Annotated in this window: 31 protein-coding genes and 1 pseudogene; 17 read left to right on the top strand and 15 right to left on the bottom strand. The window is 65.8% G+C overall.

What is annotated here, in order from left to right:
• Nucleotides 1-4 precede the first annotated feature (4 nt).
• Nucleotides 5-211: a hypothetical protein gene (locus tag ACZ1I5_RS15875; protein ID WP_465170203.1), complete on the top strand. Its 207-nt coding sequence runs from the start codon at nt 5-7 to the stop codon at nt 209-211.
• Nucleotides 212-544: 333 nt separating this feature from the next.
• Nucleotides 545-849 (top strand): annotated as a pseudogene (locus ACZ1I5_RS15870) (transposase); the annotation flags it as partial.
• A gap of 101 nt (nt 850-950) precedes the next feature.
• On the opposite strand, the gene ACZ1I5_RS15865 reads toward ACZ1I5_RS15870, so the two are convergent.
• From ACZ1I5_RS15865 to ACZ1I5_RS15850, 4 genes are all read right to left on the bottom strand, one after another.
• Nucleotides 951-1331, bottom strand: coding sequence for a hypothetical protein (locus ACZ1I5_RS15865; RefSeq protein WP_465170202.1), 381 nt, complete (start codon nt 1329-1331; stop codon nt 951-953).
• Nucleotides 1332-1692: 361 nt separating this feature from the next.
• The gene (locus tag ACZ1I5_RS15860) at nt 1693-2358 is read right to left on the bottom strand and encodes a hypothetical protein (protein WP_465170201.1); all 666 of its coding nucleotides are present in this window, start codon (nt 2356-2358) and stop codon (nt 1693-1695) included.
• 352 nt (nt 2359-2710) lie between these two features.
• Nucleotides 2711-3556 carry an IS3 family transposase gene (locus tag ACZ1I5_RS15855; RefSeq protein WP_465169739.1) on the bottom strand — a complete coding sequence of 282 codons (846 nt, stop codon included), beginning with the start codon at nt 3554-3556 and terminating at the stop codon, nt 2711-2713.
• 23 nt (nt 3557-3579) lie between these two features.
• Nucleotides 3580-3990, bottom strand: a complete 411-nt coding sequence (locus ACZ1I5_RS15850) for a transposase (protein WP_465169738.1) — start codon at nt 3988-3990, stop codon at nt 3580-3582.
• A gap of 209 nt (nt 3991-4199) precedes the next feature.
• Between ACZ1I5_RS15850 and ACZ1I5_RS15845 the strand changes: the two genes are divergently transcribed.
• The 5 genes from ACZ1I5_RS15845 to ACZ1I5_RS15825 all read left to right on the top strand — a co-directional run bounded on the left by ACZ1I5_RS15845 (nt 4200) and on the right by ACZ1I5_RS15825 (nt 7008).
• Nucleotides 4200-4466, top strand: a complete 267-nt coding sequence (locus ACZ1I5_RS15845) for a hypothetical protein (protein WP_465170200.1) — start codon at nt 4200-4202, stop codon at nt 4464-4466.
• Nucleotides 4467-4480: 14 nt separating this feature from the next.
• On the top strand, nt 4481-4966 hold the full coding sequence (locus tag ACZ1I5_RS15840; RefSeq protein ID WP_465170199.1) for a hypothetical protein: 486 nt from the start codon (nt 4481-4483) through the stop codon (nt 4964-4966).
• 137 nt (nt 4967-5103) lie between these two features.
• Nucleotides 5104-5331 carry a DUF6429 family protein gene (locus ACZ1I5_RS15835; RefSeq protein WP_465170198.1) on the top strand — a complete coding sequence of 76 codons (228 nt, stop codon included), beginning with the start codon at nt 5104-5106 and terminating at the stop codon, nt 5329-5331.
• Between the two features lie 213 nt (nt 5332-5544).
• Complete coding sequence (locus ACZ1I5_RS15830) at nt 5545-6012, top strand: hypothetical protein (RefSeq protein WP_465170197.1); 468 nt, start codon at nt 5545-5547, stop codon at nt 6010-6012.
• Between the two features lie 165 nt (nt 6013-6177).
• A complete protein-coding gene (locus ACZ1I5_RS15825; RefSeq protein WP_465170196.1) occupies nt 6178-7008 on the top strand; it encodes an NYN domain-containing protein in 831 nt (276 codons plus the stop codon).
• 39 nt (nt 7009-7047) lie between these two features.
• Here the strand turns inward: ACZ1I5_RS15825 and ACZ1I5_RS15820 are convergent, their stop codons facing one another.
• The gene (locus ACZ1I5_RS15820) at nt 7048-7872 is read right to left on the bottom strand and encodes a sterol desaturase family protein (protein ID WP_465170195.1); all 825 of its coding nucleotides are present in this window, start codon (nt 7870-7872) and stop codon (nt 7048-7050) included.
• Between the two features lie 142 nt (nt 7873-8014).
• Here ACZ1I5_RS15820 and ACZ1I5_RS15815 point away from each other — a divergent pair, with 142 nt between their 5' ends.
• The 6 genes from ACZ1I5_RS15815 to ACZ1I5_RS15790 all read left to right on the top strand — a co-directional run bounded on the left by ACZ1I5_RS15815 (nt 8015) and on the right by ACZ1I5_RS15790 (nt 12665).
• Complete coding sequence (locus ACZ1I5_RS15815) at nt 8015-8731, top strand: TonB-dependent receptor (RefSeq protein ID WP_465170194.1); 717 nt, start codon at nt 8015-8017, stop codon at nt 8729-8731.
• Between the two features lie 20 nt (nt 8732-8751).
• Nucleotides 8752-9519, top strand: a complete 768-nt coding sequence (locus tag ACZ1I5_RS15810; protein WP_465170193.1) for a hypothetical protein — start codon at nt 8752-8754, stop codon at nt 9517-9519.
• Between the two features lie 234 nt (nt 9520-9753).
• Entirely contained in the window at nt 9754-9978 is a 225-nt protein-coding gene (locus tag ACZ1I5_RS15805; protein ID WP_465170192.1) for a hypothetical protein, read from the top strand.
• A complete protein-coding gene (locus ACZ1I5_RS15800; RefSeq protein WP_465170191.1) occupies nt 9978-10919 on the top strand; it encodes a hypothetical protein in 942 nt (313 codons plus the stop codon). Before ACZ1I5_RS15805 ends, ACZ1I5_RS15800 begins: the two co-directional genes overlap by 1 nt.
• Nucleotides 10920-11034: 115 nt before the next feature.
• Nucleotides 11035-12120, top strand: a complete 1086-nt coding sequence (locus tag ACZ1I5_RS15795) for an LLM class flavin-dependent oxidoreductase (RefSeq protein WP_465170190.1) — start codon at nt 11035-11037, stop codon at nt 12118-12120.
• Nucleotides 12121-12206: 86 nt separating this feature from the next.
• The gene (locus ACZ1I5_RS15790) at nt 12207-12665 is read left to right on the top strand and encodes a PA2169 family four-helix-bundle protein (RefSeq protein WP_465170189.1); all 459 of its coding nucleotides are present in this window, start codon (nt 12207-12209) and stop codon (nt 12663-12665) included.
• 48 nt (nt 12666-12713) lie between these two features.
• Here the strand turns inward: ACZ1I5_RS15790 and ACZ1I5_RS15785 are convergent, their stop codons facing one another.
• The 3 genes from ACZ1I5_RS15785 to ACZ1I5_RS15775 form a co-directional block, all read right to left on the bottom strand.
• The gene (locus ACZ1I5_RS15785) at nt 12714-13205 is read right to left on the bottom strand and encodes a hypothetical protein (RefSeq protein WP_465170188.1); all 492 of its coding nucleotides are present in this window, start codon (nt 13203-13205) and stop codon (nt 12714-12716) included.
• Between the two features lie 479 nt (nt 13206-13684).
• Complete coding sequence (locus tag ACZ1I5_RS15780; protein ID WP_465170187.1) at nt 13685-15046, bottom strand: aminotransferase-like domain-containing protein; 1362 nt, start codon at nt 15044-15046, stop codon at nt 13685-13687.
• On the bottom strand, nt 15039-15479 hold the full coding sequence (locus tag ACZ1I5_RS15775) for a DUF983 domain-containing protein (protein ID WP_465170186.1): 441 nt from the start codon (nt 15477-15479) through the stop codon (nt 15039-15041). The genes ACZ1I5_RS15780 and ACZ1I5_RS15775 overlap by 8 nt, the downstream gene beginning before the upstream one ends.
• Before the next feature lie 119 nt (nt 15480-15598).
• Between ACZ1I5_RS15775 and ACZ1I5_RS15770 the strand changes: the two genes are divergently transcribed.
• On the top strand, nt 15599-16174 hold the full coding sequence (locus tag ACZ1I5_RS15770) for a hypothetical protein (RefSeq protein ID WP_465170185.1): 576 nt from the start codon (nt 15599-15601) through the stop codon (nt 16172-16174).
• 1 nt (nt 16175) lies between these two features.
• On the opposite strand, the gene ACZ1I5_RS15765 is transcribed toward ACZ1I5_RS15770, so the two are convergent.
• From ACZ1I5_RS15765 to ACZ1I5_RS15740, 6 genes are all read right to left on the bottom strand, one after another.
• Nucleotides 16176-17228, bottom strand: a complete 1053-nt coding sequence (locus ACZ1I5_RS15765; RefSeq protein WP_465170184.1) for a phosphatidylinositol-specific phospholipase C1-like protein — start codon at nt 17226-17228, stop codon at nt 16176-16178.
• Between the two features lie 27 nt (nt 17229-17255).
• Complete coding sequence (yghU, locus tag ACZ1I5_RS15760) at nt 17256-18131, bottom strand: glutathione-dependent disulfide-bond oxidoreductase (RefSeq protein WP_465170183.1); 876 nt, start codon at nt 18129-18131, stop codon at nt 17256-17258.
• 85 nt (nt 18132-18216) lie between these two features.
• The gene (locus tag ACZ1I5_RS15755; protein WP_465170182.1) at nt 18217-18612 is read right to left on the bottom strand and encodes a hypothetical protein; all 396 of its coding nucleotides are present in this window, start codon (nt 18610-18612) and stop codon (nt 18217-18219) included.
• Between the two features lie 9 nt (nt 18613-18621).
• Nucleotides 18622-19452 (bottom strand): TIGR02587 family membrane protein, encoded by an 831-nt coding sequence (locus tag ACZ1I5_RS15750; RefSeq protein ID WP_465170181.1) that lies wholly within the window; start codon nt 19450-19452, stop codon nt 18622-18624.
• Nucleotides 19453-19546: 94 nt separating this feature from the next.
• Nucleotides 19547-19969: a hypothetical protein gene (locus ACZ1I5_RS15745; RefSeq protein WP_465170180.1), complete on the bottom strand. Its 423-nt coding sequence runs from the start codon at nt 19967-19969 to the stop codon at nt 19547-19549.
• A gap of 92 nt (nt 19970-20061) precedes the next feature.
• Entirely contained in the window at nt 20062-20661 is a 600-nt protein-coding gene (locus tag ACZ1I5_RS15740; RefSeq protein ID WP_465170179.1) for a DUF4126 domain-containing protein, read from the bottom strand.
• A 101-nt stretch (nt 20662-20762) separates the two neighbouring features.
• Between ACZ1I5_RS15740 and ACZ1I5_RS15735 the strand changes: the two genes are divergently transcribed.
• The 3 genes from ACZ1I5_RS15735 to ACZ1I5_RS15725 all read left to right on the top strand — a co-directional run bounded on the left by ACZ1I5_RS15735 (nt 20763) and on the right by ACZ1I5_RS15725 (nt 22900).
• A complete protein-coding gene (locus ACZ1I5_RS15735) occupies nt 20763-21065 on the top strand; it encodes a hypothetical protein (protein ID WP_465170178.1) in 303 nt (100 codons plus the stop codon).
• Between the two features lie 59 nt (nt 21066-21124).
• Nucleotides 21125-21547, top strand: coding sequence for a glycine zipper 2TM domain-containing protein (locus tag ACZ1I5_RS15730; RefSeq protein ID WP_465170177.1), 423 nt, complete (start codon nt 21125-21127; stop codon nt 21545-21547).
• 126 nt (nt 21548-21673) lie between these two features.
• The gene (locus tag ACZ1I5_RS15725) at nt 21674-22900 is read left to right on the top strand and encodes a hypothetical protein (protein ID WP_465170176.1); all 1227 of its coding nucleotides are present in this window, start codon (nt 21674-21676) and stop codon (nt 22898-22900) included.
• On the opposite strand, the gene ACZ1I5_RS15720 is transcribed toward ACZ1I5_RS15725, so the two are convergent.
• On the bottom strand, nt 22855-23535 hold the full coding sequence (locus ACZ1I5_RS15720; RefSeq protein ID WP_465170175.1) for a TMEM175 family protein: 681 nt from the start codon (nt 23533-23535) through the stop codon (nt 22855-22857). The genes ACZ1I5_RS15725 and ACZ1I5_RS15720 overlap by 46 nt on opposite strands.
• Nucleotides 23536-23644 lie beyond the last annotated feature (109 nt).

Here is a 23644-nt window from a genome sequence, read left to right as displayed (position 1 = left end):
GTTGATGGACGATGATGCCGTCGTCGCCCCGCCGGGCATTCGAATATCCAACAACGTGGTCGATGCAAGCCAGCATTTTCCGTTTGCACTGGGCACCTGGGACACGCCGTCGCCTGCGCCGCTGTTCAGGGCACACGCGCTGGCACTGGCGGTAAAAGTGACAGGTGGAGAATCTCCCGCCGTCGAGAACCCATCGCGTATGATTCGTTGAAGAGTGACAGTGGATAATGTTTGAAGGGCGGTGTTGTTCGAAACATGTTGCAGGGTCGTTTGTGCGCAGGCTGGCCAGCAAATGCCGGAGAGTATTAAGTACAGCCACCGGGGACGAATTTTTAGAATATACATGAATCATATCTCCCGGTTGGTACGAGGGCATTTCATGGCGACGGCATAACTGAGTGCCATCAGCGTCATCCTTAAAGAGTTCGGTGGCCGTCGCATGAGGCCAATTAATCTCTGGTACCGTACATTTTAATCGAGCGTCGAATTGCACAGTCTTTATCCCCGCATCAACCCGTTGACGAATTACATGGGGTGATCGCGGGCGTTGCGCGGCCAGGCCGCTGACCTCAGCCGGCAGCTCGTCGCCACAGCGCGCACCAACGCATCGTGCCGACTGCTGATGTCGATCCTCGGGGTCGGCACGGTCAGTGCGACGTCCTTTGTCACAGCGATCGAGGAGCCGCAGAACGTCAAGAAAAACCGCGCGATGGGGGCGTGGCTGGGGCTAACCACCCGGCGATATCCAATCGGCCGAGGTCGATTATGACGGCCATATCTCGCGGCGCGGCGACCGGCATCTGCGCAGCCTGCTCTAACGAGGCGGCAACCGTGATCCTGACGCGCGCAGTTGCCGAATTACAGTGACGAATTACAGTGACGGTGCACTAATTGGCCGCAACGCCGCCTTCAGCGTCGTTCGGCCTCAACCTCAACCCCACCTATGTCGATCAGCCCCGCTCCACCGCCTCCGCGATATCGGTCGGGCTGGTATTGAAGCCCAGCCGCGCACCGGCCGTCGCCGCCGCATTGACCAGCGCCTCGAGCATCGGCGTCGATGCCGGGTCCAGCCGGACGCCGCCGCCGATCACGACCAGTTCGGCGGGTCTCGCGGCCAGTCGTTCGCGCAAACGCGCAGCCTCGGCCGCGGGGTCGCCGGAATAGGACACCATCACCCATTCCACATCGTGCCCGGCCGCCGCCACCCGTTCGCGGTCCGCATCGATCCCGGCCTGGATCGATTGCGCCGTGATTGGCTTCCCGCGAAAGAAGTCGCTCGTGAAATCGATGCTGGCCGGATCGAAGCCGACCACGATTACCTGCTTGCCCATATCCACCCCCATTTCAAAGCGCGCCGCCAAAGCACGCCAGCAGCCTGGTCGCCGCTGCAATGCTCGATCCGCGTCTCGCGCATTCACGGGCACGCCGCCTGATCGGAGGGATAACATAGACCAGTGTCGCGCTCGTTACAGCACAGAACAAATGGGTCGGCGTGCGATGCAGTCGTGAGAATTACGGTCAGGAATGACGGTGTCAGTCTACTGAGTAGGGCGCGAACTCATAAATCCCCCGCCCTCCCGTTTCCGTGGCGCGTGCAACACCCGACCTTACGCCCGCTCACCGCCACCCGCATATGAGCGTGCAAGGCACACCCGTTCCGGCGAACGGGTGCGTCCTCATTTCAACCGCGCGTTATCGCGCCTGAACGCTCGCCGCCGGCTGCACGGCCGGCGCAGCAGGCGTCGGGACCGCTACAGTCATCGACGCGGCGACGGGAGCTACCGTCAGCGGGGCTGGCGCGTTGGCGGCCGCAAAGGAGAGTGGCACATCCTCATCGACAAAGCCCTTCACGTTTGCGCCCATCGGGATGTTGGCGCTGGTGCCGGTCGTGAAGAAGCCGGCGATCGGCACAAAGGCGATGGCCGCTACCACGCCGGCGGTGCCGGTGACGCCCTTGTCGTCGAAAGTCCCGCTCATGCGGATCTGCCGTCCATTAACCTGGACGTACAGGATTTGCGCGCCGACATGGCCGGATTTTCCCCACATGCCCTTGTTCCGCACATCGGTCACTTCGCCCATTGCCGGGCTGCCTACCGGGATGACCACCTGTCCGTCGACCTTCACGTCCTCGGCGACGGTCATTCGAAACCGCTGGCCTACGCGGACCGCCTTGTTCTTGGTTGTCAGTCCCTCGCTCATGCGTAACGGCACTTCCGTGCCGGTCCGCAATACCGCCTGTCCGGCGGGCGCAACCGGCGGCAGTACCGACGCTGGAGATGCCGGTACCGGCATTGTCTGGGCTTGCGCCGCGGACGCAAGGCATGCCGCGCCGAAAGCGGCGATCTCAAAAACACGCATTCTATTATCCCCTCCGTTTGGCTCTCCCCAGAGCCTGACGCTGACGAAGGACATTCAGAGGGCGAGGTCAAGGTGATTCGCGTTCGGGGCTGATCGAGGTTTTGAAGATATACTAGGCGGGGTGTCTGGCTTGAAGATGTTGCTAATGCAAAGACTTCTCATCAAGCTGCGAGATACGTCATTGATCGAGATCTCGCGTCGGGATTACAGTGACGATGTGCCCTGTTCGTGCGCACACCCGAATTTCGGTCGAATTTCGGAATTTCGGTGACAGATTTCATGTCGACGGTAAAATGGGTGGTGGAGTGCACCCCAGTGTTGAGACACGATAATTAGGGACAGCGCGTTGCTGTCATGGCGAGGGGCTGCTGCGCAGCACCCCTGGCGACATTTCTTCATACTCGTCCGGTGACAGATAGGCCAAGGCGGAGTGCAGGCGCTGTCGGTTGTAGACCTGCTCGATGAAGGCGCCGATCTCGGCCCTGGCATGCGCGAGATCGCGGTAGTCTGCGCCGTTTACCTGCTCCTGCTTCAGCGTCTTCATGAAGCTCTCGGCCATCGCATTGTCATACGGGCAGGCGATCCGGCTCATGCTGGGCAGGATACCGACGGCCTCCAGACGGGCGATGTAATCGCCACACGCGTACTGAACGCCGCGGTCGGAGTGGTGGACCAGCGCACCCGATACGACCGGGCGCCGCTCCAGCGCCATCGCAAGCGCATCGAGCGCCAGCTCCGCGCGCAGGTGATCCGCCATTGCCCAGCCGACCACCTTGCGACTGAACGCATCGAGGATCACCGCGAGATAGACGAACGCCTCGGCCAGGCGGACATAGGTGATGTCCGCCACCCACAGCTGATTGACGGCGGTGGGCATCAGATGACGCGCCAGGTTGGGCCACACCCGCCAGCCATGGCGCGAGTCTGTGGTGGCCGGCCGGAACAGTGGCTTCCTCAGGCACAGCAGGTTGTCCTCCCGCATCAGGCGAAGCACGCGCTTGTGGTTGATGACCCAGTCATCGCGCCTGAGCAGCGCTACGATCCGGCGATAGCCGTAATGCCGGTGCGTGATGCAAAGGCGTTGCAGCCGATCGCGCAGCGCCGTCTCCTCGACCTTGGGGGCGCTATCGTGCCAACGCCGATAGAAAGCGGCCCGGCTCACCAGAGAGAGCCGGCACAACTGCTCCACCGACAGCATCGATCCACAGCCTTGCAGACCTGTCATCGCCTGAATCTGGGCGATGACCCCGTCACGCCATTGCCGTCGCTCGGCTGACGTGACGCCTCGATACGCTGCAAGGCACCCCTGAAAAAATCCAGCGCCACCTGCTGCTCGCCGACCTTGCGCTCCAGCTCGGCAATCTGCTGCCGCGCTTCGCTCAGGTCACGCGCGCGCGCCGCCGGACCTCGCGCCAGCGCCATCGCTGCCTTCTCCACGCCGTTGGGGCGGCCGGGGCCATCGCGTAGCGCTTCTTCGCCACCATCGCGAACCGCATCACGCCAACGGTACAGGATCGTCCGCTTGATCCCCAACTCGCGCGATAGCGCCGTCCCGCTCTCGCCCGCCGCCATGCGAGCGACCACCTCCAGCTTGAACGCTCGGCCAAATCTTCGTCGAACAATCTTGGACATCAAACCCTCCTCCAAAAGGGCTGTCCCTAATTTTACTGTCTCAATCTAGGGGTGCACTCCAGTGGGAATTACGGTGCTGAATTACGGTGCCAGTTTACTAATTGCGACCTCGATTGCCTACCGCAATGGGCCCCACCTAGGGAATCGCAGAGTGGTTTCTAGGACTCAGCACGAACCCAATGCTCGCCGAGCGAACCGCAAGACAAGGCATGTCCCCCGCGCTAGCCTGCCTTCATCATGCCGACACGCCGGAAAAATGCATCCGCAACTATGGCAACGCCATCTATCCGCGCGCCTATGATGGCGCGGAGGATGATGCGGAACTGGTCGACCTTGCCCGCTATCTGGCCAGCCTGAAGGACGAGCCGAACGTCCGCACCATCGAAAAGCGGCGCTGGCGGGACAGGCTGAGCATGCTTGATCTCCCCTCAGAACTTGGAGAGGAAGTCGCGGTGTCACGTATGGGCTGCCGTTAAAAGAGGGGAGGGTTATGCGCCAGTTATTCATTGGATCGGCGCTGGCGTTGGCGGCCTGCGGCCAACAAGCGTCCCATACTCCGGAGCCCAGGCCTCCGAGCCGGGCCATCCTGCTTTCCTGTAACGTCATGAGCGCGCAAGTTCACAGCTTCGGAACCGGTGTTCAACAGAACGTCACGACCTTTTTCGTCAGCAAATTCCGCGTCGACGAGCCCGCGAAGACGGTCGAACTATGGGACTTGGGAACAAAGCGTTTCGCTCCTTGGTGCAGCACGGGGTGCAAGTATGAATTCAGCCCGCAGACAATCTCTCTGAGCAGCACTGTTAAAGACGGAAATGATGTCGATACTCACAGGGTGCTGATCAACCGGGAATCGGGAGTGCTTCAAGGTCAGGTTGTCCGCAAGACAGGGGCGGGCAAAGACATGATCATCGTCCAGGGAAAAGACGATGGGACCTGTACGAAAATCGATGAGGCAGGCCTGAAGGCGAAATTCTGAAGCGCGTGGGCGAGAATTGTGGCGCCGGGGCACCAATTGGCTTCCGTTCGGAATGATGGTGCAGCGCACTTCATCCACCCATCGAGGCCCGCACCAAACCCGTTGACCGCCGCCGCAATCTGAGGTCCAATCCCGCCATGCCGATCGACCATGACAGGATCGATGAAGCCACGCTCGCGCTGCTCTATCTCGGGTTGCACGACGACTTTCGCGCCTGGAAGACTTTCGACTGGGGCGCCACCGATCGATTGCACGCAAAGGGATTGCTGGACGATCCGCGGAACAAGACCAAATCGGTGACCTTCACGAACGACGGGCTTGTCGCGGCGAAAACCGCCTTCGCCACGCTGTTCGGCGAGGACTAAGAGACCCGCCTATCCCGAACCGCGACGCCCGAATGCCCTTTGCGATCCAATCAGATTTCCAGTTAAGCTATTGAACAATAAAGTAATATTTCCAAAATCCCCGCCGACGCAGATACGCGACAACCGGTGTCCCATATCTCCCCCGGCTGCCTCCCCGAGCACCCGTCACCGCTCGATTCAAACCACCGAACCACGCGGCTAAAACCCCGCCGCATGACCGAGACCCGCCCCGTCCCCTACAAACCCGCTTTCGCCCGCCGCGCCCGCGAGCAATGCGCCAATGGCTTCACCGATCGCGAACTCGCCGCCGAATTCGGCGTCCCGCGCGCCACCATCGTCCGCTGGCGCGCCGCTTATCCCGACTTCGCCGAGGCCACCGCGCTCGGCAAGGCCAGGGCAAACGAACGCGTCGAGCGCGCACTCTACGAACGCGCCATCGGCTATGTGGAGGAAGCGGTCCGCGTCTTCCTGCCCGCCGGCGCCACGGCCCCGGTCATCGTCCGCTATGCCCGTGAAGTGCGGGCGGATGTCCGCGCCGGGCTGCAATGGCTGCGGGCCCGCGATCCGAAGACATGGGCCGGCGTCGGCGGGCCCGACGCCGAGTCCGATGGCCTGGTCGAGCGCCTGCGCAAGGCCATGGCCCGCGTCGCCGACAGGCAGGTGCCCTATGTCCCGGGCTGATCATCCCGCACGAAGCGGCAATCCCCGCCACCCTATGCTACCCTCATCCGGCACCGGCGACTCACGCACCGCCATCACGCCATCCACCAAGCGCCGCCGGAACATCGCGCCGCGCCCCATAAGCGGGCCCCGACAAACGATCGGGCCCCGACACGAAAGAACATCATGGAAGACTATCAACCCACCACCCCGGCCCCCAATCGCCGCATCGCGCTGCTGATCGACGCCGACAATGTCTCGCACACCAAGATCGCCTTGATCCTGGCCGAGCTCTCCAAATACGGCACCGCCAATATCCGCCGCGCCTATGGCGACTGGGGCAGCGCCGGCCTGAAGGGCTGGAAGGAGAAGCTGCACGCCTTCGCCATCCGCCCGATCCAGCAGTTCAGCTATTCGACCGGCAAGAACGCGACGGACATCGCGCTCGTCATCGACGCGATGGAACTGCTCTACACCCAGAAGCTCGACGGCTTCTGCATCGCCTCCAGCGACGCGGATTTCACGCCGCTCGTCATGCAGCTCAAGGCCAACGGCCATGACGTCTATGGCTTTGGCGAACGCAAGACGCCCGATCCGTTCGTCAACGCCTGCACCACCTTCCTCTATCTCGACAGCCTCGCTGATCCCGCCGCACCGGCCCCCGCCGCGCCGCCCGCCGAAAAGAAGGACAAGGCCGCCGGCGCCGGCGCAAAGGCCAAGGCCGAGGCGTCCCCGCCGAAATCGCCGGGCAAGGTCCTCGCCCAGGACGCCACCCTCGTCACCATCCTTCGCGGCGCGGTCGAGGCGGCCGCCTGGGACGATGGCTGGGCCTCGATGCCCGCCGCCGGCAGCGCGGCCAAGCGCCAGGCCTCGATCGACCCGCGCAATTACGGCATGCGCAATTTCCCCGAGCTGTTCGAGGCGATCGGCCTGTTCGACATCTACAAGGGCGAGGGCGGCCACAGCTTCGTCGCCGACAAGCGCAACAAGGACAAGGCACCACGGCCGTCGCGGTGAGGCCGGGTCACCGCCGCCGCGGCGGCACGGCGGCGTGGCTCAATGGACCAGCGCGGACTCGGCCGGTTCGTCCGGGCGCCCGCGCCGGAACCTGATCGGCAGGTCGACCCAAGCCCGCAGGCTGCGCGGCTGGTCGATCTCCGCCAGCCCCGTGTCGGGCCATTCGTTCCTGGCGGGGAACCACGCCGTGCCGAACAGGCGATCCCACAGGGTGGTGAAGGCCCCGAAATTGCGGTCGAAATGCTTCTCTTCGAGCGAATGGTGGATGCGATGGAACTGGTTGTCGCAGAAGAACACGCGCAACGGCCCGAGATTGATGCGGGTCGGCGAGTGAAGGAAGGACGCCTGGAGATGCAGGATGATCAGCATCGCCGGAACGGTCGGGCCGGTATCGGTCACGATCAGGCTTACCGGCAGCAACAGGAACACCGCCTGGAAGATCGGCTCGCTGACATGATGGTAGGAATTGGCGGCGTTCAGCTCCCGGATGGAGTGGTGCACCGCATGAAAGCGCCAGGCGAGGGCGTGCTGGGCCCGGTGGAACCAGTAGAAGAAGAAGTCGTAGATCAGCGCGGCCGCGATCGGCGCCATCACCATCCCCGGGATTCCCGCCCAGTCGAAGGACATGGGCAAGCTTATCAGCGGCCTGATGCCGATCGCGACCCACAGATGATGGAACAGCTTGTAGATCACCATGCTGATCGGCACGTAGAACGCCCAGATTCCCAGTCCCATCAGCCTCTGGTGCAGCGACTGCTTCTCGCGCGGGAACAGAAGTTCGAGCGCCGTCATCAGCGACAGGCTGAACGCGCTCACGATCGCGACCGGCCGGGCCTGGGCCCATATTTCAGCGAGCAGCGTCACCGTACCGCCCTATGCCGTCGCACGACAACAAGCGGTTAATGCGCGTGTCCGCACGCAAGCCCGGGCACCGTCGCATTGCCGCTTGCCATCCGCGCCGAATCGACCGACCCTCCTCCCGGGAGAGACGATGATGAGACCAGGGATGAGACCAGGACTTTTTCTGGCGGCCGCGATCCTTGGTGGGGCCGCCGTTCCGGCCCTTGCGCAGGATGCGCCTGCACCGCCCCCCGGGCTGGGTGAAGTCGTCGTTACCGGCAACCGGCTCAACGCCCGCTATGCGCAGCAGGACCGCCCGGTCGTCGGGCTCCGCCGGCAGGCGGACGCCGCGGTGCTGCAGATCGCGGTCGCGTCGGACTCGCGCGACGAGGCGACCCGCAAGCGCGAGATCCACACCATGGTGCTCGCCGCGCTGGATCGTGCCGGGGCCGCGGGGGTCGAGCTGGTCACGGGCGGCTTCGAGCTGGTTCCGGTCACCAGGGCGACCTATCAGGATCTGCCGTTGGTCTCGGCCGGGCGCGTCGATACCAGCCAGGCGACGCTCATGGTCAAGGTCAGGCTGGCCGGGTCGATCGCCGATGCGGAAAAGCGCCTCGATGCCTTCATCAAGAGCGTGCCGCGCTCGGGCCGCGGCACCGTGGACAAGTCGGGCGCGCTGGCGCTCACCATCGTCAATCCGGATCAGTATCGCGACGCGATCGTGCAACTGGTGGCGGACAATGCCCGCCATTATGCCGCGATGTTCGGCCCCGAATATGCCGTCCAGGTCAGCGGCGTGGACGGCCAGGTTTCCTGGTCGCAGGTGAGCGGCACCGATGTGTTCCTCTATGTGCCCTATCGCTACATGATCCTTCCCAAATGATGCCGGTCGGGAGAAGAGCCATGAAAGCCTTTGCCTGCGCGGTGCTCGGCTGCCTGGCGTTCGTCGCCGGCCCCTCGTTCGCGCAGGATGGGGGCGGTGAGATCGTCGTCACCGGCCAGCGTATTTCCGCCCCCGGCACCGTCGTCCGCCCGCCGCCGGTGATCGGGTTGAAGCGCATGGCGGATTCCGCCGTGCGGACGATCGAGATCGTGTCGGATTCGCGCGAGGCGGACATGCGCAAGCGCGAGGTCCAGGCCATGCTGCTCGACGCGATCGACCGCGCGAAACGCGACGGGTTCAGCCTCGTCACCGGTCAGTTCGAGCTGGTCGAGGTGACGCGCGCCAACTGGCAGGACCGGTTTCCCGCCCTGGCCGGCAAGGCCGATGCGACCGACGACGAGGATGACGACGATGACGACAACAAGCCGCCGCCGGGGTTCGAGGATGACGGCAGCATCGCGACCGTGCATCTCAAGGTGAAGACGAAGCTGGAAGGCTCGATCGGCAACGCCCAGCAAAAGATCAACGGCTTCGTCAAATCCGTGCCCGCCACCGGCCGCTCGCAGATCGCGCAAAAGGGCCAGCTCGCGCTCACCATCATCAACCCGGAGCAATATCGCGACGACATCTATCGCCGCATCGCCGCCGGCGCTCAGCACGCGCTCAGCTTTTACGGGGCGGACTATGGTCTCGACGTCACCGGTCTGGATCAGGCCATCGCCTGGCAGCAGGTGAGCAATACGGAGCTGTTCCTGTACATCCCCTATGGCTTTTCGGTCAGGAAATAGCCGGCGATTGCTCTAGCCGTATCGCTCGATTCAACTGGACCGGCGGCTCGCCTACAAATCCCGATACGCACCCGCCGGGCGCGCGCTGTTTCTCATCGCCGGCAAAAAATCTACCCGCAGGCAAGGGCGGTTCCGCGCATGGCCGATCGGCGCCTCGCCATGCCTCGCCGCATGCTCCCCAATCCCCCCGAATACTGCTATGCCGGTCAGGTCTGATCTGTGGGGGAATAGGCGATGAGCAAGACTGGCTCGGGCGACACCGGCTTTTTCGCGGGGCTTGTGCGGCGCGTGCTGCGCCTTTTCGGCATCAAGCCGAAACAACAGCAGCAGCAGCAACAGCAGCAACAGCAACAACAACAGCAACAGCAGCAGCAGCAGCAGCAGCAGCAGCAGGAATGGGCCCCGGATAGCGCGCCGATGGCCGGGCCGCACGGGTCCGGCACCTCACCCGACGATTGATGAAGCTGCCGTTCGACATCGCAACCAAGCTCATCCTCCGTCTCGTTCTGCCGGGGGCGCTGTTTTCCGCGATATTATGGCCGCTCATCACCGCCGCGCTGGCCGCACTCCGCGTCACCGTGGCGGAAAGTGTCAGCTTCCCGGTCGCGATCCTCTGCCTCGGCTGGCTCACGCTCCTGCTCGACATGCCGATCTACATGGTGTTCGAGGGCCGGCGCTACTGGCCCGCCCGGCTCTGCGCCTGGGGCGTCGTCTGGCAGCAGCGCCGCCTCGCGCGCCTGCGCACGCGCGCCGATGCGCTCGACCGCGCCGATCCGCGCTGCACCGAGCTGCGCCTGATGATCCGCGAATATCCCGCGGGGCCCGACGGGGTCGAACGCGCGCTCTACCCCACGCGCATGGGCAATCTGCTCAAGGCCTTCGAATCCTATCCCGACCGGAAATACGGGCTGGACGGCGTCTTCGCCTGGTATCGCCTCTGGGTCTCGATCGACAAGGATCTGCGCGGGGAGCTGGACGACCAGCAGGCCATTGTCGACAGCGCCATCTATGCCAGTTTCGGCCTGGCGCTGGCCGCGCCGGTCTGCGCCGCCTATGCCGCGACCGGCTGGTTGACGGGCACGCGCTATCTCACGGTGCTGCCGCCGCCGCCCGCCTTGCTCTGCCTCGCCCTGCTCGCCCTGGTGATGAGCTGGGCGCTCTACCACATCTCGCTTCACGCCCAGGCGCAATATGGCGAATTGCTCGCCGCCCTGTTCGACCAGCATATCGACAAGCTGCAATTCACCCCGCTGCTCGAGGACCTTGCGGAGAAAATGGACGATCCCGGCCTGCTCGTCGCCGATCGCCGCACGAAGAACCGGGCCGCCGTCCGCTTCCTCAAATGGCACCGCCACCGCAACCCCGGTGAGACGGTCAACCGCATCGTCGAGGGCTGGTAACACGCGGCCATTGCCGCGGCCGATCCGCACCTTCTTTCCGCCCCCGCATTCACCCGTTGCGCTCCAGCATCTTAATTCCTATCAGATCGATAGGAATACTCCAGCAAGGTGCGTCATGAGCAGCGATTCCGAATTCCTCTGGTACATCCCCAATCAAATCGGCGCCGGCCATCGCGGCGACACCACGCCGGCGGGCGCCAGCAGCCTGGACACGCTGACCGAGCACGCCAAAGCGCTCGAGGATCATGGCTGGAAGGGCGCGTTGCTCGGCACCGGCTGGGGGCGGCCCGATACCTTCACCCTTGCGACCGCGCTCACCGCGCGCACCACCAGCTTCGAGCCGCTGATCGCCATCCGCCCCGGCTATTGGCGCCCGGCCAATTTCGCCTCGGCCGCGGCGACGCTCGACGATCTGAGCGGCGGCCGGGTGCGCATCAACATCGTGTCGGGCCAGGACAATCTCGCCGCGTACGGCGACAGCGAGGGCGATCAGGCGCAGCGCTATGCCCGCACCAGGGAATTCATGCAGCTCGTCCGCCGCCTCTGGACCGAGGAGGAGGTGACCTATGCCGGCGAGTATTTCCGCGTCACCCGCTCCACCGTGGCCCCGCGCCTTCAGGCCCGCGGCGACCGGCGTCACCCGCGCTTCTATTTCGGCGGCGCCTCCGCCGCGGCCGAGCGGGTCGCCGCGACCGAGGCCGATGTCCAGCTCTTCTGGGGCGAGCCGCTCGACGGCGTGCGCGAGCGGATCGATCGGCTGAAGGGGCTGAGCCGCGATCTCGACCGCAATCTCCCGCCGCTCGAATTCGGCCTGCGCATCACCACTTTGGTGCGCGACACTACCGAACAGGCCTGGGCCGATGCCGAGGCCAAGGTCGCCGAGATGGCGAAGGGCGAGGGCAGGGGCTGGAACGACCACCGGACCTGGGTCGCGACCGGCCAGCAGCGCCTGCTCGATCTCCATGCGCGCGGCGAGGTGCTCGACGACAATCTCTACACCGCGCCCGGCAAGTTCGGCGGCGGCGGCGCCGGCACCACCTGGCTGGTCGGCTCGGCCGCCGATGTCGCCGCGTCGCTGCGGAAGTACGAGGCGCTCGGCATCACGCATTTCGTGCTGTCGGACACGCCCTATCTGTCCGAGATCAGGCGCCAGGGCGATCAGCTCCTGCCGCTGCTGCGGCGCGTGCTCGTGCCCGCTTGATCTCGATCAGCGAGAAAAACCCGCGCTGATACGGCCCCATTCTCCGGCGTGCGCGTTCAGTCCGCTCACGCAATCAGGAGCTCTCCATGACTGAGACCAGCCACGACATCCGCACGCTCAACGGCCTGATCGCCACGACGCTCGACAGCGTCGACGGCTATACCGAGGCAGCGAAGGACGCCGAGAACAGCCGTTACGGCCAGCTGTTCACCGCCCGCGCGACGGAGCGCCGCCAGGTCGTCTCCGCGCTCCAGGCCGAAGTATCGCGCCTCGGCGGCAATCCCGAGGATGATGGTACGCTACTCGCCGGTGCGCACCGCGCCTTCCTGAACCTGAAGGCCGCCGTCACTGGCCAGGACGACGCGGCGATCGTCAACGAGGTCGAGCGCGGCGAAGATCATATCAAGGCGAAGTTCGAATCCGCCCTTGACGATCAGGACCTGTCCGCCGGGACGAAATCGGCGATCCAGACTGCCTATGGCTCGGTTCGCGCCGGCCATGACGAGATGCGCGATCTCAAGCACGCGCTCCAGGCCACCGGCTAGACCCTTCGGCGGCGGCGTGGTTCATGTCCGCGCCGCCGTCGATCCCTCTTATCCCCGGCAACCCTTGGCCCGTTGCAGGCCGCGCAGGAAGCCGCGGCGCGCAAAGCCCGCGTCGAACGCTGCATTCAGCCGTCGCTCGGCCGGCGCTGCCCCGCTCACTTCGCGCACGAGCCCGCGGAACGGGATCAGCGAATTGACCACTGCCTCGCCGCCGGCCTTGGCGAGGTTGCGCTTCTTCGGCGTACCGTCGGCATCGAAATCCGGGCCGAGCACGCCGTTCAGCGCCGAGATCGAGCTGGCGATCTGCCGGCAGGTACCGGCGCCGCGCGTTGTGTAAGGCGCCTCGCTCACCTGGACGAGCAGCGGCGGGATTTTGGTCTTCGCCACGCCCACGTCGCGCGCCGGTTGCGAGACGATCCGCCCCGCCTCTTGCTCGGTCGTTCTGTTCTGCTGCGCCTGGCCCGCGCTTGCCGGTGCCGCGATGCCCGCGCACGCCGCGGCGAGTGCCGTTGGCAGGATCCATGCTGTCCGTATCGTCATTGCCGTAAGACTCCTATGGGCGAGATTGCGGCCCACCCCCACCGCGCCAAAGCGGGAGTATACCCGGCCGGCGCCGCCACGAAACCGTCGCTCGTGATCGGCTGTGCCAAAACGCTCCAACACACCGCGCCTGTTTTGTGTCCGCGTTCCCCTCGTTGACTCGCGATTAGAGCGGCGAGCGTTAAATCTGATCCGTTCGTCCTGAGTAGGGATCGACGTGCCGAAGGCGTATCGAGAGCCCGTATCGAAGGACAGGTTGTCGCGCGGAACCTGTCCTTCGATACGCCCTCTCGATACGACGCTACGCGGCTACTCGATGGCTACTCAGGACGAACGGGGTGTTGGTGGCCCTGATGTAATGCAAGCTACTCTAGGCTATGGCGGAGCAGCGGGCGAGGGCGGCTGCCGACCTTGATTCAACCCTTCCGCCGCACGCGCTATCCAGCGTCCATGCAACCAGGCTGTAATCGATCGCGCCCTCAGACCAGCGGGAGCGCCTTGCCCAGCGGTTGGCCGAGATGCCCGTGCAGGACGCGCAGCGCCCGCGCCAGTCGCTCGCGGTCGAGCAGCCCGCCCAGCGACACGCGCACTGCCTGGCTATCGTCGCGCCCCACCGCGAAGCTGCCCGAACCCACCACCGGCAGACCGAGCGGTCGCATCGCTGCGGCCAGATCATCGGCGCGGAGATGGGCGGGCAGGGGCAGCCACAGATGATAGCCCTCACCCGAGCGCCCGCCCGCCAGACCGCCGAGGACATCGTCCGCCAACTGTCCCCGCCACGCGATCTCGCCGCGCATCGCCGCGACCAGCCGCTCGAACGTCCCGTCGCTGATCCACCGGGTCACCATCGCCGCGTTGAGCGGCGGCGCCATGATCGCCGTCTCGTGCACGTCCGCGGCGAGGCGGATCGCGCTGCCGACGCTCGGCGTGCGGACAAAGGCGACGCGCAGCGCCGGCGTCACGATCTTCGACAGGCTCGCGACATACCAGCAGCGCTCGGGGGCGAACGCGGCGATCGGCGGGATCGGCTCGCCGGCGAGCAAGCCATAGGCGTCGTCCTCGATCACCTGCAGGTCATGGCGCCGCGCCACCTGCGCGATCGCCTCGCGCTCGGCCGCGACGATCGTCGCGGTGGTCGGATTGTCGTTGGTCGGCACGACATAGAGCGCGCGCACCGGAAGCGTGCGGCATGCCGCATCGAGCGTCGCGGCCTCGATCGCTTCGAGTGGCAGCAGGACCAGGCCCAGCCGCGCCGCCAGCGCCTTGAAGCCGGGATAGACGAACTGCCCGCATGCCACCATGTCGCCCGCGCCGAGCGTGGCGGTCAGGATCGCGTGCAGCGCATTCTGCCCGCCCGCCGTCACGATCACCTGCTCCTCGCCACTCGCCAGGCCGCGCCGGGTCAGCAGCGCGGCGCCGGCGGCGCGGTCCTGCGCCGCGCCGCCGGCCGGCGCATATTGCAGCCACGCCATCTCGGATCCGGCGAGCAGCGCGGCGGATGTCTCGGTGATCGCCCGGCTCAGCAGCCCGCCCGGAATCTCCGGCGGCATGTTCATGCCGGTATCGACCAGCGGCGGCGGCACGATCGGCTCGTGCGTCGTGGCAACGAAGCTGCCCGCGCGTCCCCGCGCTTCGATCAGCCCGCGCCGCGCGGCCGAGTCATAGGCCCTGGTCACCGTGGTCAGGTCGACGCCCAGCCTGGCGGCGACCGCGCGCTGCGGCGGCAGCCGGTCGCCCCGGCGCAGTTCCCCGCGCGTGATCGCTGCGTCGATCGCATCGGCGATGGACTGATATTTGGCGCCGCTGCTCCGCGCGAGATCGGGCAGCCAGGCGTCAGTCATCGAAATTCCCGGCGCCTTCCTCCGGCGCGCGGCCGTGCAGCTTGTTCCACAAGGCGCCGGTGCCTGCCTCCTGCGCCCGGTTCACATATTGCGAGGCGACCAGCCATCCCTTGATCGGCCGGAGCGGCAACAGGCACCCAATCACCATCAGCGGAATCGACGTCACCAGATGCACCCAGAGCGGTGGGTTATAGACCACTTCCATCCACACCAGCAGGAAGGTCAACGGAAAGGCGACGATGCACAGCGAGAAAAAAGCGGGGCCGTCATCCGGCGCGGCGAATCGGTAATCGAGGCCGCACACCTCGCATTCCTTCGTCACCTTCAACCAGGACGTGAACATATGCCCCTTGCCGCAGCGCGGGCACAGGCCCTTCCACCCCGCCTTCAGTATCCAGCGGAACCTGTCCGAGTCATTCTCCAACCGCATCATCGCATGCTTTCTGTATCCATACATTAACCCATACATAGTATGGGCCGCGCGCGGAATCCAGTGGTCGCGCGATTGCCCGCGGTCGCGCGATCTGCCACCTTCCCGGCACGAGGACGCTCATGGCCAATGATCTTTTCCTGCACGTTCGCGTCATCGTCGGGGTGATCCTCGGCCTGAGCGTCAGCCGGCTGCTCCTCGGCCTCGCCGCCTTTGTCGAGCATCCCGGCAGGCGGAAGCTGAGCATCGTCCATCTCGGCTGGGTGGCCTGGGCGCTGCTTTCGGTCATCGGCTATTGGTGGTGGGAATTCCGCCTCAGCCATATCACTGACTGGACGTTCGGCCGCTATCTCTTCATCTTCGCCTATGCGTCCTGCTATTTCCTGATCTGCGCGATCCTCTTCCCCGGCGATCTGGACGGCTATGACGGGTATGACGATTATTTCCTGTCGCGCCGCAAATGGCTGTTCGGCCTGATCGCGCTGACCTTCTTCCTCGATATCGGCGATACGCTGCTGAAGGGCGTGGCCTATTTCGAGGCGAATGGGCTGATGTACTCAGCCCGCGCCCTGCTCTCGATCCTGGGCTGCGCGCTCGGCGCGGTCACTGTCTCGCGCCGCGTCCAGCTCGGTCTGGTCGCGGTCGCCATCCTCGGCCAGCTCGGTTTCTTCTTCGTCTATTTCGACCGGCTCGGCTGACTCAGCGCTTCTCCAGGCGCCCGGCCGGACAATGCGCCGCGCGCCGCACCGGGTTGCACCGCGCCGTCACCCCGCCCGGCAACCGCACCTGATAGCCGCCGGCGAACCGCGCATCGGGCCACAGATAATCGGTCGAGACATAGTGCGCCCCGCTGGCGAAGGCCGCGTCACGCCGCTTGGTGTCGTTGACCCGCGCTTCCTTGGTATCGGCATCCGCCCGCGTCCGCACCAGATAGCCCGCCGCGACGTCGCGGCGGATGCGATCGCCCTCGGCAACCGGATCGTTGATGGTAAGATAGGCCGCCGCTGGCGAGTCCTCGTCAGTACTGATGAAGAACACCCGCCCCTCGAGCGACTTCCGCGTGCCGCGATAGCTGGCCACCTTCTCCGGCGTCTCGTCGAGCGTGAACAGGAAGCGCCCGCGCGCCTTGTCCAGGGTCGGCCAATTGCCCGCGCGCACCGCGTCGCGCAGCGTGGGGTATTTGCCCTGAACCTCGTCCGGCACGATCATCTTCTTCGCCGGCATCACCGACCGGATCTCGGCGTCCAGCGCATCCCACGCCGCCGCATCGAACGGCAGCGCATCGATCCCGCCGCGCCAGGCATTCTTCTCGTCCTTGGCGTTGAACATCAGCATGATCGGCACGTGCCCGGGATGCTTGTCGGACCAGCGCAGGATGATCCGCAGGCACTCGGTCAGCAGCACGCAGCTGCTCGAATTGTCGATGCCCGGAATGTGCAGCACCTTGAACCCGGGCTGCAGCAGCTTCGGGTCGTTCGATCCCTTTGCGTAGAAGCCGCCCTTGGGATCGTAATTGACGTCGATCTCCAGCTGCCGCGCGCCCGCGTCGAGCTGCTCGGCCAGCGGCCGGTGCGCATAATCGAGCATCTCGGCGATCGGCACGCTGACCGCCCGCACCTTCGCCATGGTCTCGGCCGGCATCGCCAGCTTGTAGCTGTTGTGCGTGCCGACCACGCTCACATCGTTCAGCCGCAGCGGCGCCGGTTTCGGAGCAGGCGCCGCGCCAAGCAATGCGATCAGGGGAAAGATCATCTGTGTCTCCGGGCCGGAGAGCACCGACTACTCCGCCGGCGCGAGCTTGTCCTGCGTCTTCGTCAGGAAATCCGCTGCGTCGTGGCGCTCGTGCAGCTGGCTCGCCGGATCGCCCATCACGCGGTTGACCATCCGCCCGCGCGCCACTGCCGGCCGCGCCGCGATCTGGTCGGTCCAGCGCTGCAGGTTCTTGTAGTCCTGCACTTGCAGGAATTCGCCCGCATCATAGGCCAGGCCCTTCGCCAGCGCGCCATACCAGGGCCAGGTCGCGATATCGGCGATGGTATAGGCGTCGCCGCCGAGATATTCGTTCTCGGCCAGCCGTCGGTCGAGCACGTCGAGCTGGCGCTTCACTTCCATCGCATAGCGATCGATCGCATATTCGATCTTGATCGGTGCATAGGCGAAGAAATGGCCGAAGCCGCCGCCGAGGAAAGGCGCGCTGCCCATCTGCCAGAACAGCCAGGACAGGCACTCCGCGCGGGCCGCCGTCTCGGTCGGCAGGAATTCCCCGAACTTCTCGGCGAGATGCATCAGGATCGCGCCGGATTCGAACACGCGGATCGGCTCTGGTCCGCTGCGGTCCATCAGCGCGGGGATTTTCGAATTGGGATTCACCTCGACGAACCCGCTGCCGAACTGGTCGCCCTGGTTGATGCGGATCAGCCAGGCGTCATACTCCGCGCCCGTATGGCCCAGCTCAAGCAGCTCCTCGAGCATGATCGTCACCTTCACGCCATTGGGCGTGCCCAGCGAATAGAGCTGGAAGGGGTGCTTGCCGACCGGCAGGTCCTTGTCATGCGTCGCGCCGGCGATCGGCCGGTTGATATTGGCAAAGGCGCCGCCATTCTCCTTGTTCCAGGTCCAGACCTTGGGGGGCGTGTACGCAGGCGTATCGGTCATGCTGGGCTCCTCACTATCGCGCAGGAGATAGTTGCTTTCGGTCGCGTAACCAGTGCGGCTCGAAATAAACCGTGCCGCGTTCGGGTCAGGGGGTCTGGAACCCCAACGCCCGCACTTCAAGGTCCGCCTTGCGCGGGTCTTCGTGGAAGAACAGCCCGCCCGTCGCCTTGCCCTTGCCGGGCAGATAATCAATCGTCGCGCCGCTCGTCTCGATCTCGGCACCGCCCGCTTTCAGCACGCCTTCGATCTCCACCGCAGCGGCAGTCCCGTCAGTGCGGTTGCGCGCTTCGAACGAGACGACATAGCCCGATGCCGCCGGCGCCACGTCGGTGACCGCGACCTCGATCTGCGGCAACTGCGCCGCCTCGCCGTTCAGCGCCTCGCGTCCGATCACCGCGATCAGGAACAGCAACAGCACCGCGCCGATGCCGGCGGCGATCCACTCGAGCGGGGGCGTGTCGATCTTCTTCGTCCCGGCCATCGCCGACTCCTATACGACCAGCCGGGCCACGGCCGCGCCGATCGCCGCCGGGAAGCCGAGCACCACTACCGTCGCCGCGATCGCGCCGATATCGCCGCCATCTGCCCGCCCGAAGGTCCACAGCGTGTAGAAGCTGACCAGCAGCGCGATGGCGTAGCCAGGTACGGTGTAGATCAGGAAGCGCCGGTCGAACCCATAGCCCTTGGGCGCCTCTTCCTGCCCGGCAAAGCCGACCGAGAAGACCAGGGCATGCAGCAGCGCCAGCGACACGGCGATCAGTGCCAGACTGTGCCACGGCGTCATCTTGAAGCCGATCAGGATCATTTCCTCGGTCGGCGCGACGTTGAAGGCGAGGAATAGCGCGCCGGCCATCATCAGGAACAACTGCCCCGCATAGCCGGCGGAGCGCGCTTCATGCTCCGCATTCTCGTCGCTCTCGCCCGCGCCGAGCTGCTTGCGCGCGATCATCGCACCGAAGCTCCCGGGCACGCTCTGGATTGCGATCATGCCGGCCATTTCGTCGATCGGCATGGCGGGCTTGAGCACTCCGAACAGCGCCAGCACCACCGCCGATGCGATGATCCCGACGCCGTACGCCGCCAGCCCGTCGAGCATATCCTCCACCAAGGTCGAGGTGCGCTCAAACCCGCCGAAGCGCGACAGGATGACCAGCACGACGAAGTTCAGCACCATGAACAGCAGCAGCCGCGCCGGATGCGTGTAGAGGCCGAGCGACCACATCTCCATCGTCATCAGCAGGGGGAGGCCGAACAGAATCGCCCCGGCAAAGGCCCGCGCCAGGCCGTAAGCATAGTCGCGGTTGGGCGTGGCGGCGGTCATGCGATCCTTCGGGCTAATCGGCCATGGTGATCCGGACGTTTATACGATCGTCTGCCGACACTAGGTCCGTACGCGCAACGGGCGTTCCGCTGCCTCACCAGTAATTGGCGGGGTCTGGCGTCGGCGCCTTGCAGGCGCGATTGCTGCCATGCTTGCAGGCATAGACCTGGCGGCGCCAGTCGCGCATCGCGTCGGCATAGGCACGTTCCTGGCGATCGGCGATGCGGGCGTCGCGTGCGACTTCGCGGTGATGCGCGCGCAGGGCTTCGCGATAGGCGGCGAGATCGGCGGCGTATTGCGTGTCGGCACTCGCCTGCGTGTCGGCATTGACCTCGGCGACGGCGCTCTGGCGGGCGGCGGCCTGCGCCGCGACATCCTGGTTGGCGGCTGCCACGTCCGGGCTGTTGACGTCCTTCTCCGCGCCGGACGTGGCAGGGGCGGGCGGCGCGGTCTGGGCGGTTGCCGTGGCGGCGCTGCCCAGCAGGGCAAGCGCCAGTGCGATGCTTTTCGTTTTCATGATCCAACTCCGTACACGGGGCCAGCTAAACGGATGCGCGAGGTCACTGTTCCCTGTGCGCACCGCCTGGCGTCCCGTCGGACCTGTCGCGATCATCCCGCCGGCGGCGTTCCTCGCCGCATCGCCCAGCGCAGCGCGCGGCGCAGCATCACCAGCGTCGCGATGGCGCCCGCCAGCAGCAGTAGCGCCACGCCGATCGCGATGATCGGATTGGCCAGCGCCAGGATCAGCAAGCCGCCCGTCGCCACATCCTCGGTCGTGGACACCAATATATTGCTCACGGGTTCGGGGCTGGCATTGACCACCGCGCGCGTGCCGGCCTTCGCGCTGTGAGTCAGCAGTGAGGCACCGCCGCCCAGGATGAGGGCGATCACCTGCCATTTGGGATCGCCGGGGTCGACGATCGCCAGAGCAAGCAACGCCCCGCCAACGGGGCGGATCAGCGTGTGGACCGCGTCCCAGGCACTGTCGATCCACATTACCTTGTCCGCGAGGAACTCGGCCAGCGCCGCCACCCCCGCGACGCCGATCACCCAGGGACTGGCCAGGATGTCGAGTTGATGGAGGTGCGCAGGCAGGGCGAGCCAGCCACTGTGCATCGCGACGCCGGTGGCAAAGATGCAGAGATAGAGCCGCCAGCCCGATAACAGGCTGACGCTCGCAGCCAGGCCGAGGATCTCCGCTACGCCCATGACGCGAGGATCACATGCCGCGTGCCGGTACGCAACCGTCGGAACACGATGCCAGACCGCCCGTTGATGCCGCAACATCCTCAACCAGCATGGGAAAGATCATGGCGCCGCGAACGACGAGCAAAGCCAAACCAAAGCCGCCGATCGGGCGCACCACCGCCATCTCGCTCGGCGCCGCGGCGGTTGCGATCGGCGGGGTGCTCGTCACCCTTCTGGCGCGGGGCCGCAGCTATGCCGCATCGGCCGAGCATGCAGCGCCCGATCTTGCGCTCGACCAGCCTCATCCCGGCCCGCAAGACCGCGCGCCGCTCGCCTTCCGCCCGGATCCGACGGCGGCGGTCACACCCGGCGAACGTGAAGCGCTGCGCCCGCCATCGGGTTTCCCGTCGATGACGACTCACTAGGATTGCAACCATCCTCGTGCCTGCCGCGTTGCGCAGGCATAACGAAACGGGAGAGTGATATGCGTACCATGACCCTCGGCCTGCTGGCCGCGGCTACCCTCAGCGCCGGCCTTGTCTCGGGCTGTACAAGCTATGGCGACGAAGGGGTCGATCCCCGTTATCGTACATACCGGCAATATGATTATAACCGGCCGGACCCCCAATATAACGGCTATTATGCCGACCGGTATTATCGCGATTCGCCGCGCTATCGGGAACGCCGCCTGTCGCGTAACGACCGCGTTTATCGTGGTCAGGACGGCCGTTATTATTGCCGCCGCTCGGACGGCACGACCGGCTTGCTCGTCGGTGCGGCGGTGGGCGGCCTGCTCGGCAACATCATCGCGCCGGGCGGTTCCAAGACGCTCGGCACCTTGCTCGGCGCGGCGGGCGGCGGCGTTGCCGGCGCCTCGATCGACGCCAACAACACGCGCTGCCGTTAACTGACGCGCCGGGCGCGGCCGTGCCGCGCCCGGCCACGTCGCGTTCCTCCTAGCGCGAGATCGGCGGCACCTCTATCAAGTCCCGGTCCGGCCCCATATCGTCGGGGCTGGTTACCGGGGGGAACGATGGCCGATCTTCCAGCGAAGGCAGAACCGCGGGCGATGGTGCCGCAGCCCCGGGGCGGCGCGCTCGCCTCGATGAAACAGCGCTCGGCCGAGCTTTGGGGCAGGACCCGGACTGGTCTTTCCGAAGGGCTGCAGACCGCCGGTGCCACGATCGAGAGCGTTCATCGCCGCCTCGTGCTGGTGGTTGCCGCGATGATCGCGCTGCTTGTAGCGGGCGCCCTCTTCCGCAGCCTCGGCCTGCCGCAGCTCAACTATCTGCTCATCGCGATTTTCGGTGTCGGCGCGCTCTATGCCTTTCTCAACCCGATCCATGTCGTCGGCATGCTGCTGGTCAGCGGTGGCGTCGGCGCGGTGCGTGGGGTGGACGGCGCTCGCGATGCGCTGATCGGTTACGCGAAGCTGCTAGGCCGGGTCATCCTCGCCTTTCTCGTGCCCCTGCTGTTCTTTGCGCTCGCGCCGGGCGACCGCTCGCTCGGCACTTCCCTCACTTTCCTCGTGCTCGCGCCGGTCGCGGTGCTGGTCGTCTGGCTGTTCGGCCGCGTCGCGCCGAAGGTGGAGCGGGCGGTGTTCGTCGTCATCCCGCTGGGCGCGCTGCTGCTCGCCGCCGCCAACATGCTGATCCCGCAGCATGTGCTGGCGGCCGTCGGCGTGCCTGCCTGGCTCCGAGCGGATCGGCCCCAGGACGAGGAGCTGGCGCGGCTCGAGACCCTGATCGAGAAGCGCAGGAATGAGCAGCGCGCGGCCGAACTGCGCGCGATCAGCGCGAAGATCGAGGCCGGGGAAAAACTGACGCCGGAGGACGAGGCGATCGTCGCCGCCGCCCAGGCCGACCGGGTCACGCTGACCGGCTGGATCGGCAAGAATTACGACGCGGCGCTCGCCGGGATCGGTGAACGTGTCGCGGCCCAGCGCCAGGCCGCCGCCGTGGCCAAAGCCGCGCGGGTCGTGCCGCCGCCGGGCCTGGTCCGCCTGCCGGACCGGGGCTGGTCGCTTCCGGTCGCGGTACCGCCCGGGTTCAGATTGTGCCCCCTGGCCGATCGCGGCGCGCGTAGTTACCGGGCGCAATGCCACCTGCGCGGTGCGTCAGATGGGCTGTGGTATGCAGCGGACTCGGATCGCTGCGAGCCGGCCGTCATCGACCGCGCCCGTTTCCGCAGCCGTGGCAGCGCGCAGGACGTCCGTTATCGCTTCGTGGCGCTTGCCGGCTCCTGCGCCGGTCCGGCATGATCGGCGCCGGTAGAGTGCAGTCGGGTCCGGTGCTGCAGCAGGATACGCCATAGCGGGATGGTGATCAGCGCGATCTGGCTGAAGCGCGGATCGACGAAGCACAACAGCAGCGCGCAGGCGGCACCCAGCATCACTGACCAGCCGCGCACGCGCGTCAGCGCGACGGTCAGCGGTTCGGCGTGCTCGCTGACCACGGGCGCGGTCGTCACCATCCGGTTGAGGCGGACGTTGAGCAGCCCGCAGACGATCAGGGTCAAATCGTAGAAGACATGCGGCACCAGCGTGCCGAGATTGCCCGCCATGAAGGCCGTGGCGAAGGGCATGAAGACGATCGCACAGAGAAAGGCGAGGTTGGGTCCGAGCAGCGCGTCGCGGTAATGCGCGGCGAGGCAGAAGGCGCGGTGATGCCCGGCCCAGAAGGCGGCGATCACCCAGAAGCTGACGAAGAACCCGAAAAAGCTCGGCAACAGATGCTCGAGCGCGACGAGATAGTCGTAAGAGGTCGATTCCGGAGGGAGGCGCGGGACATGAATCTCGATGATCAACAGGGTGATCGCGATCGCGAACACCGCGTCCGAGAAGAAGACGAGCCGCTCCAGCGCATGCTCGGGTCCGCTCGAATGCTTCATCTCCATTGCTTTCCCCCAGGTCGGTGCCGCTCTTATCGGGCAAGCCCATGCTGCGGCGCAACGCCAAAAACAGGCCCGGATTGCGCACCCGCTTTCGCCATCCCATATGCGCCCC

It is taken from the genome of Sphingomonas sp. BL-S-30, from assembly GCF_055521475.1.
The sequence above is the reverse complement of the archived record's forward strand: the minus strand, read 5'-3'. Positions and strand labels throughout refer to the sequence as shown.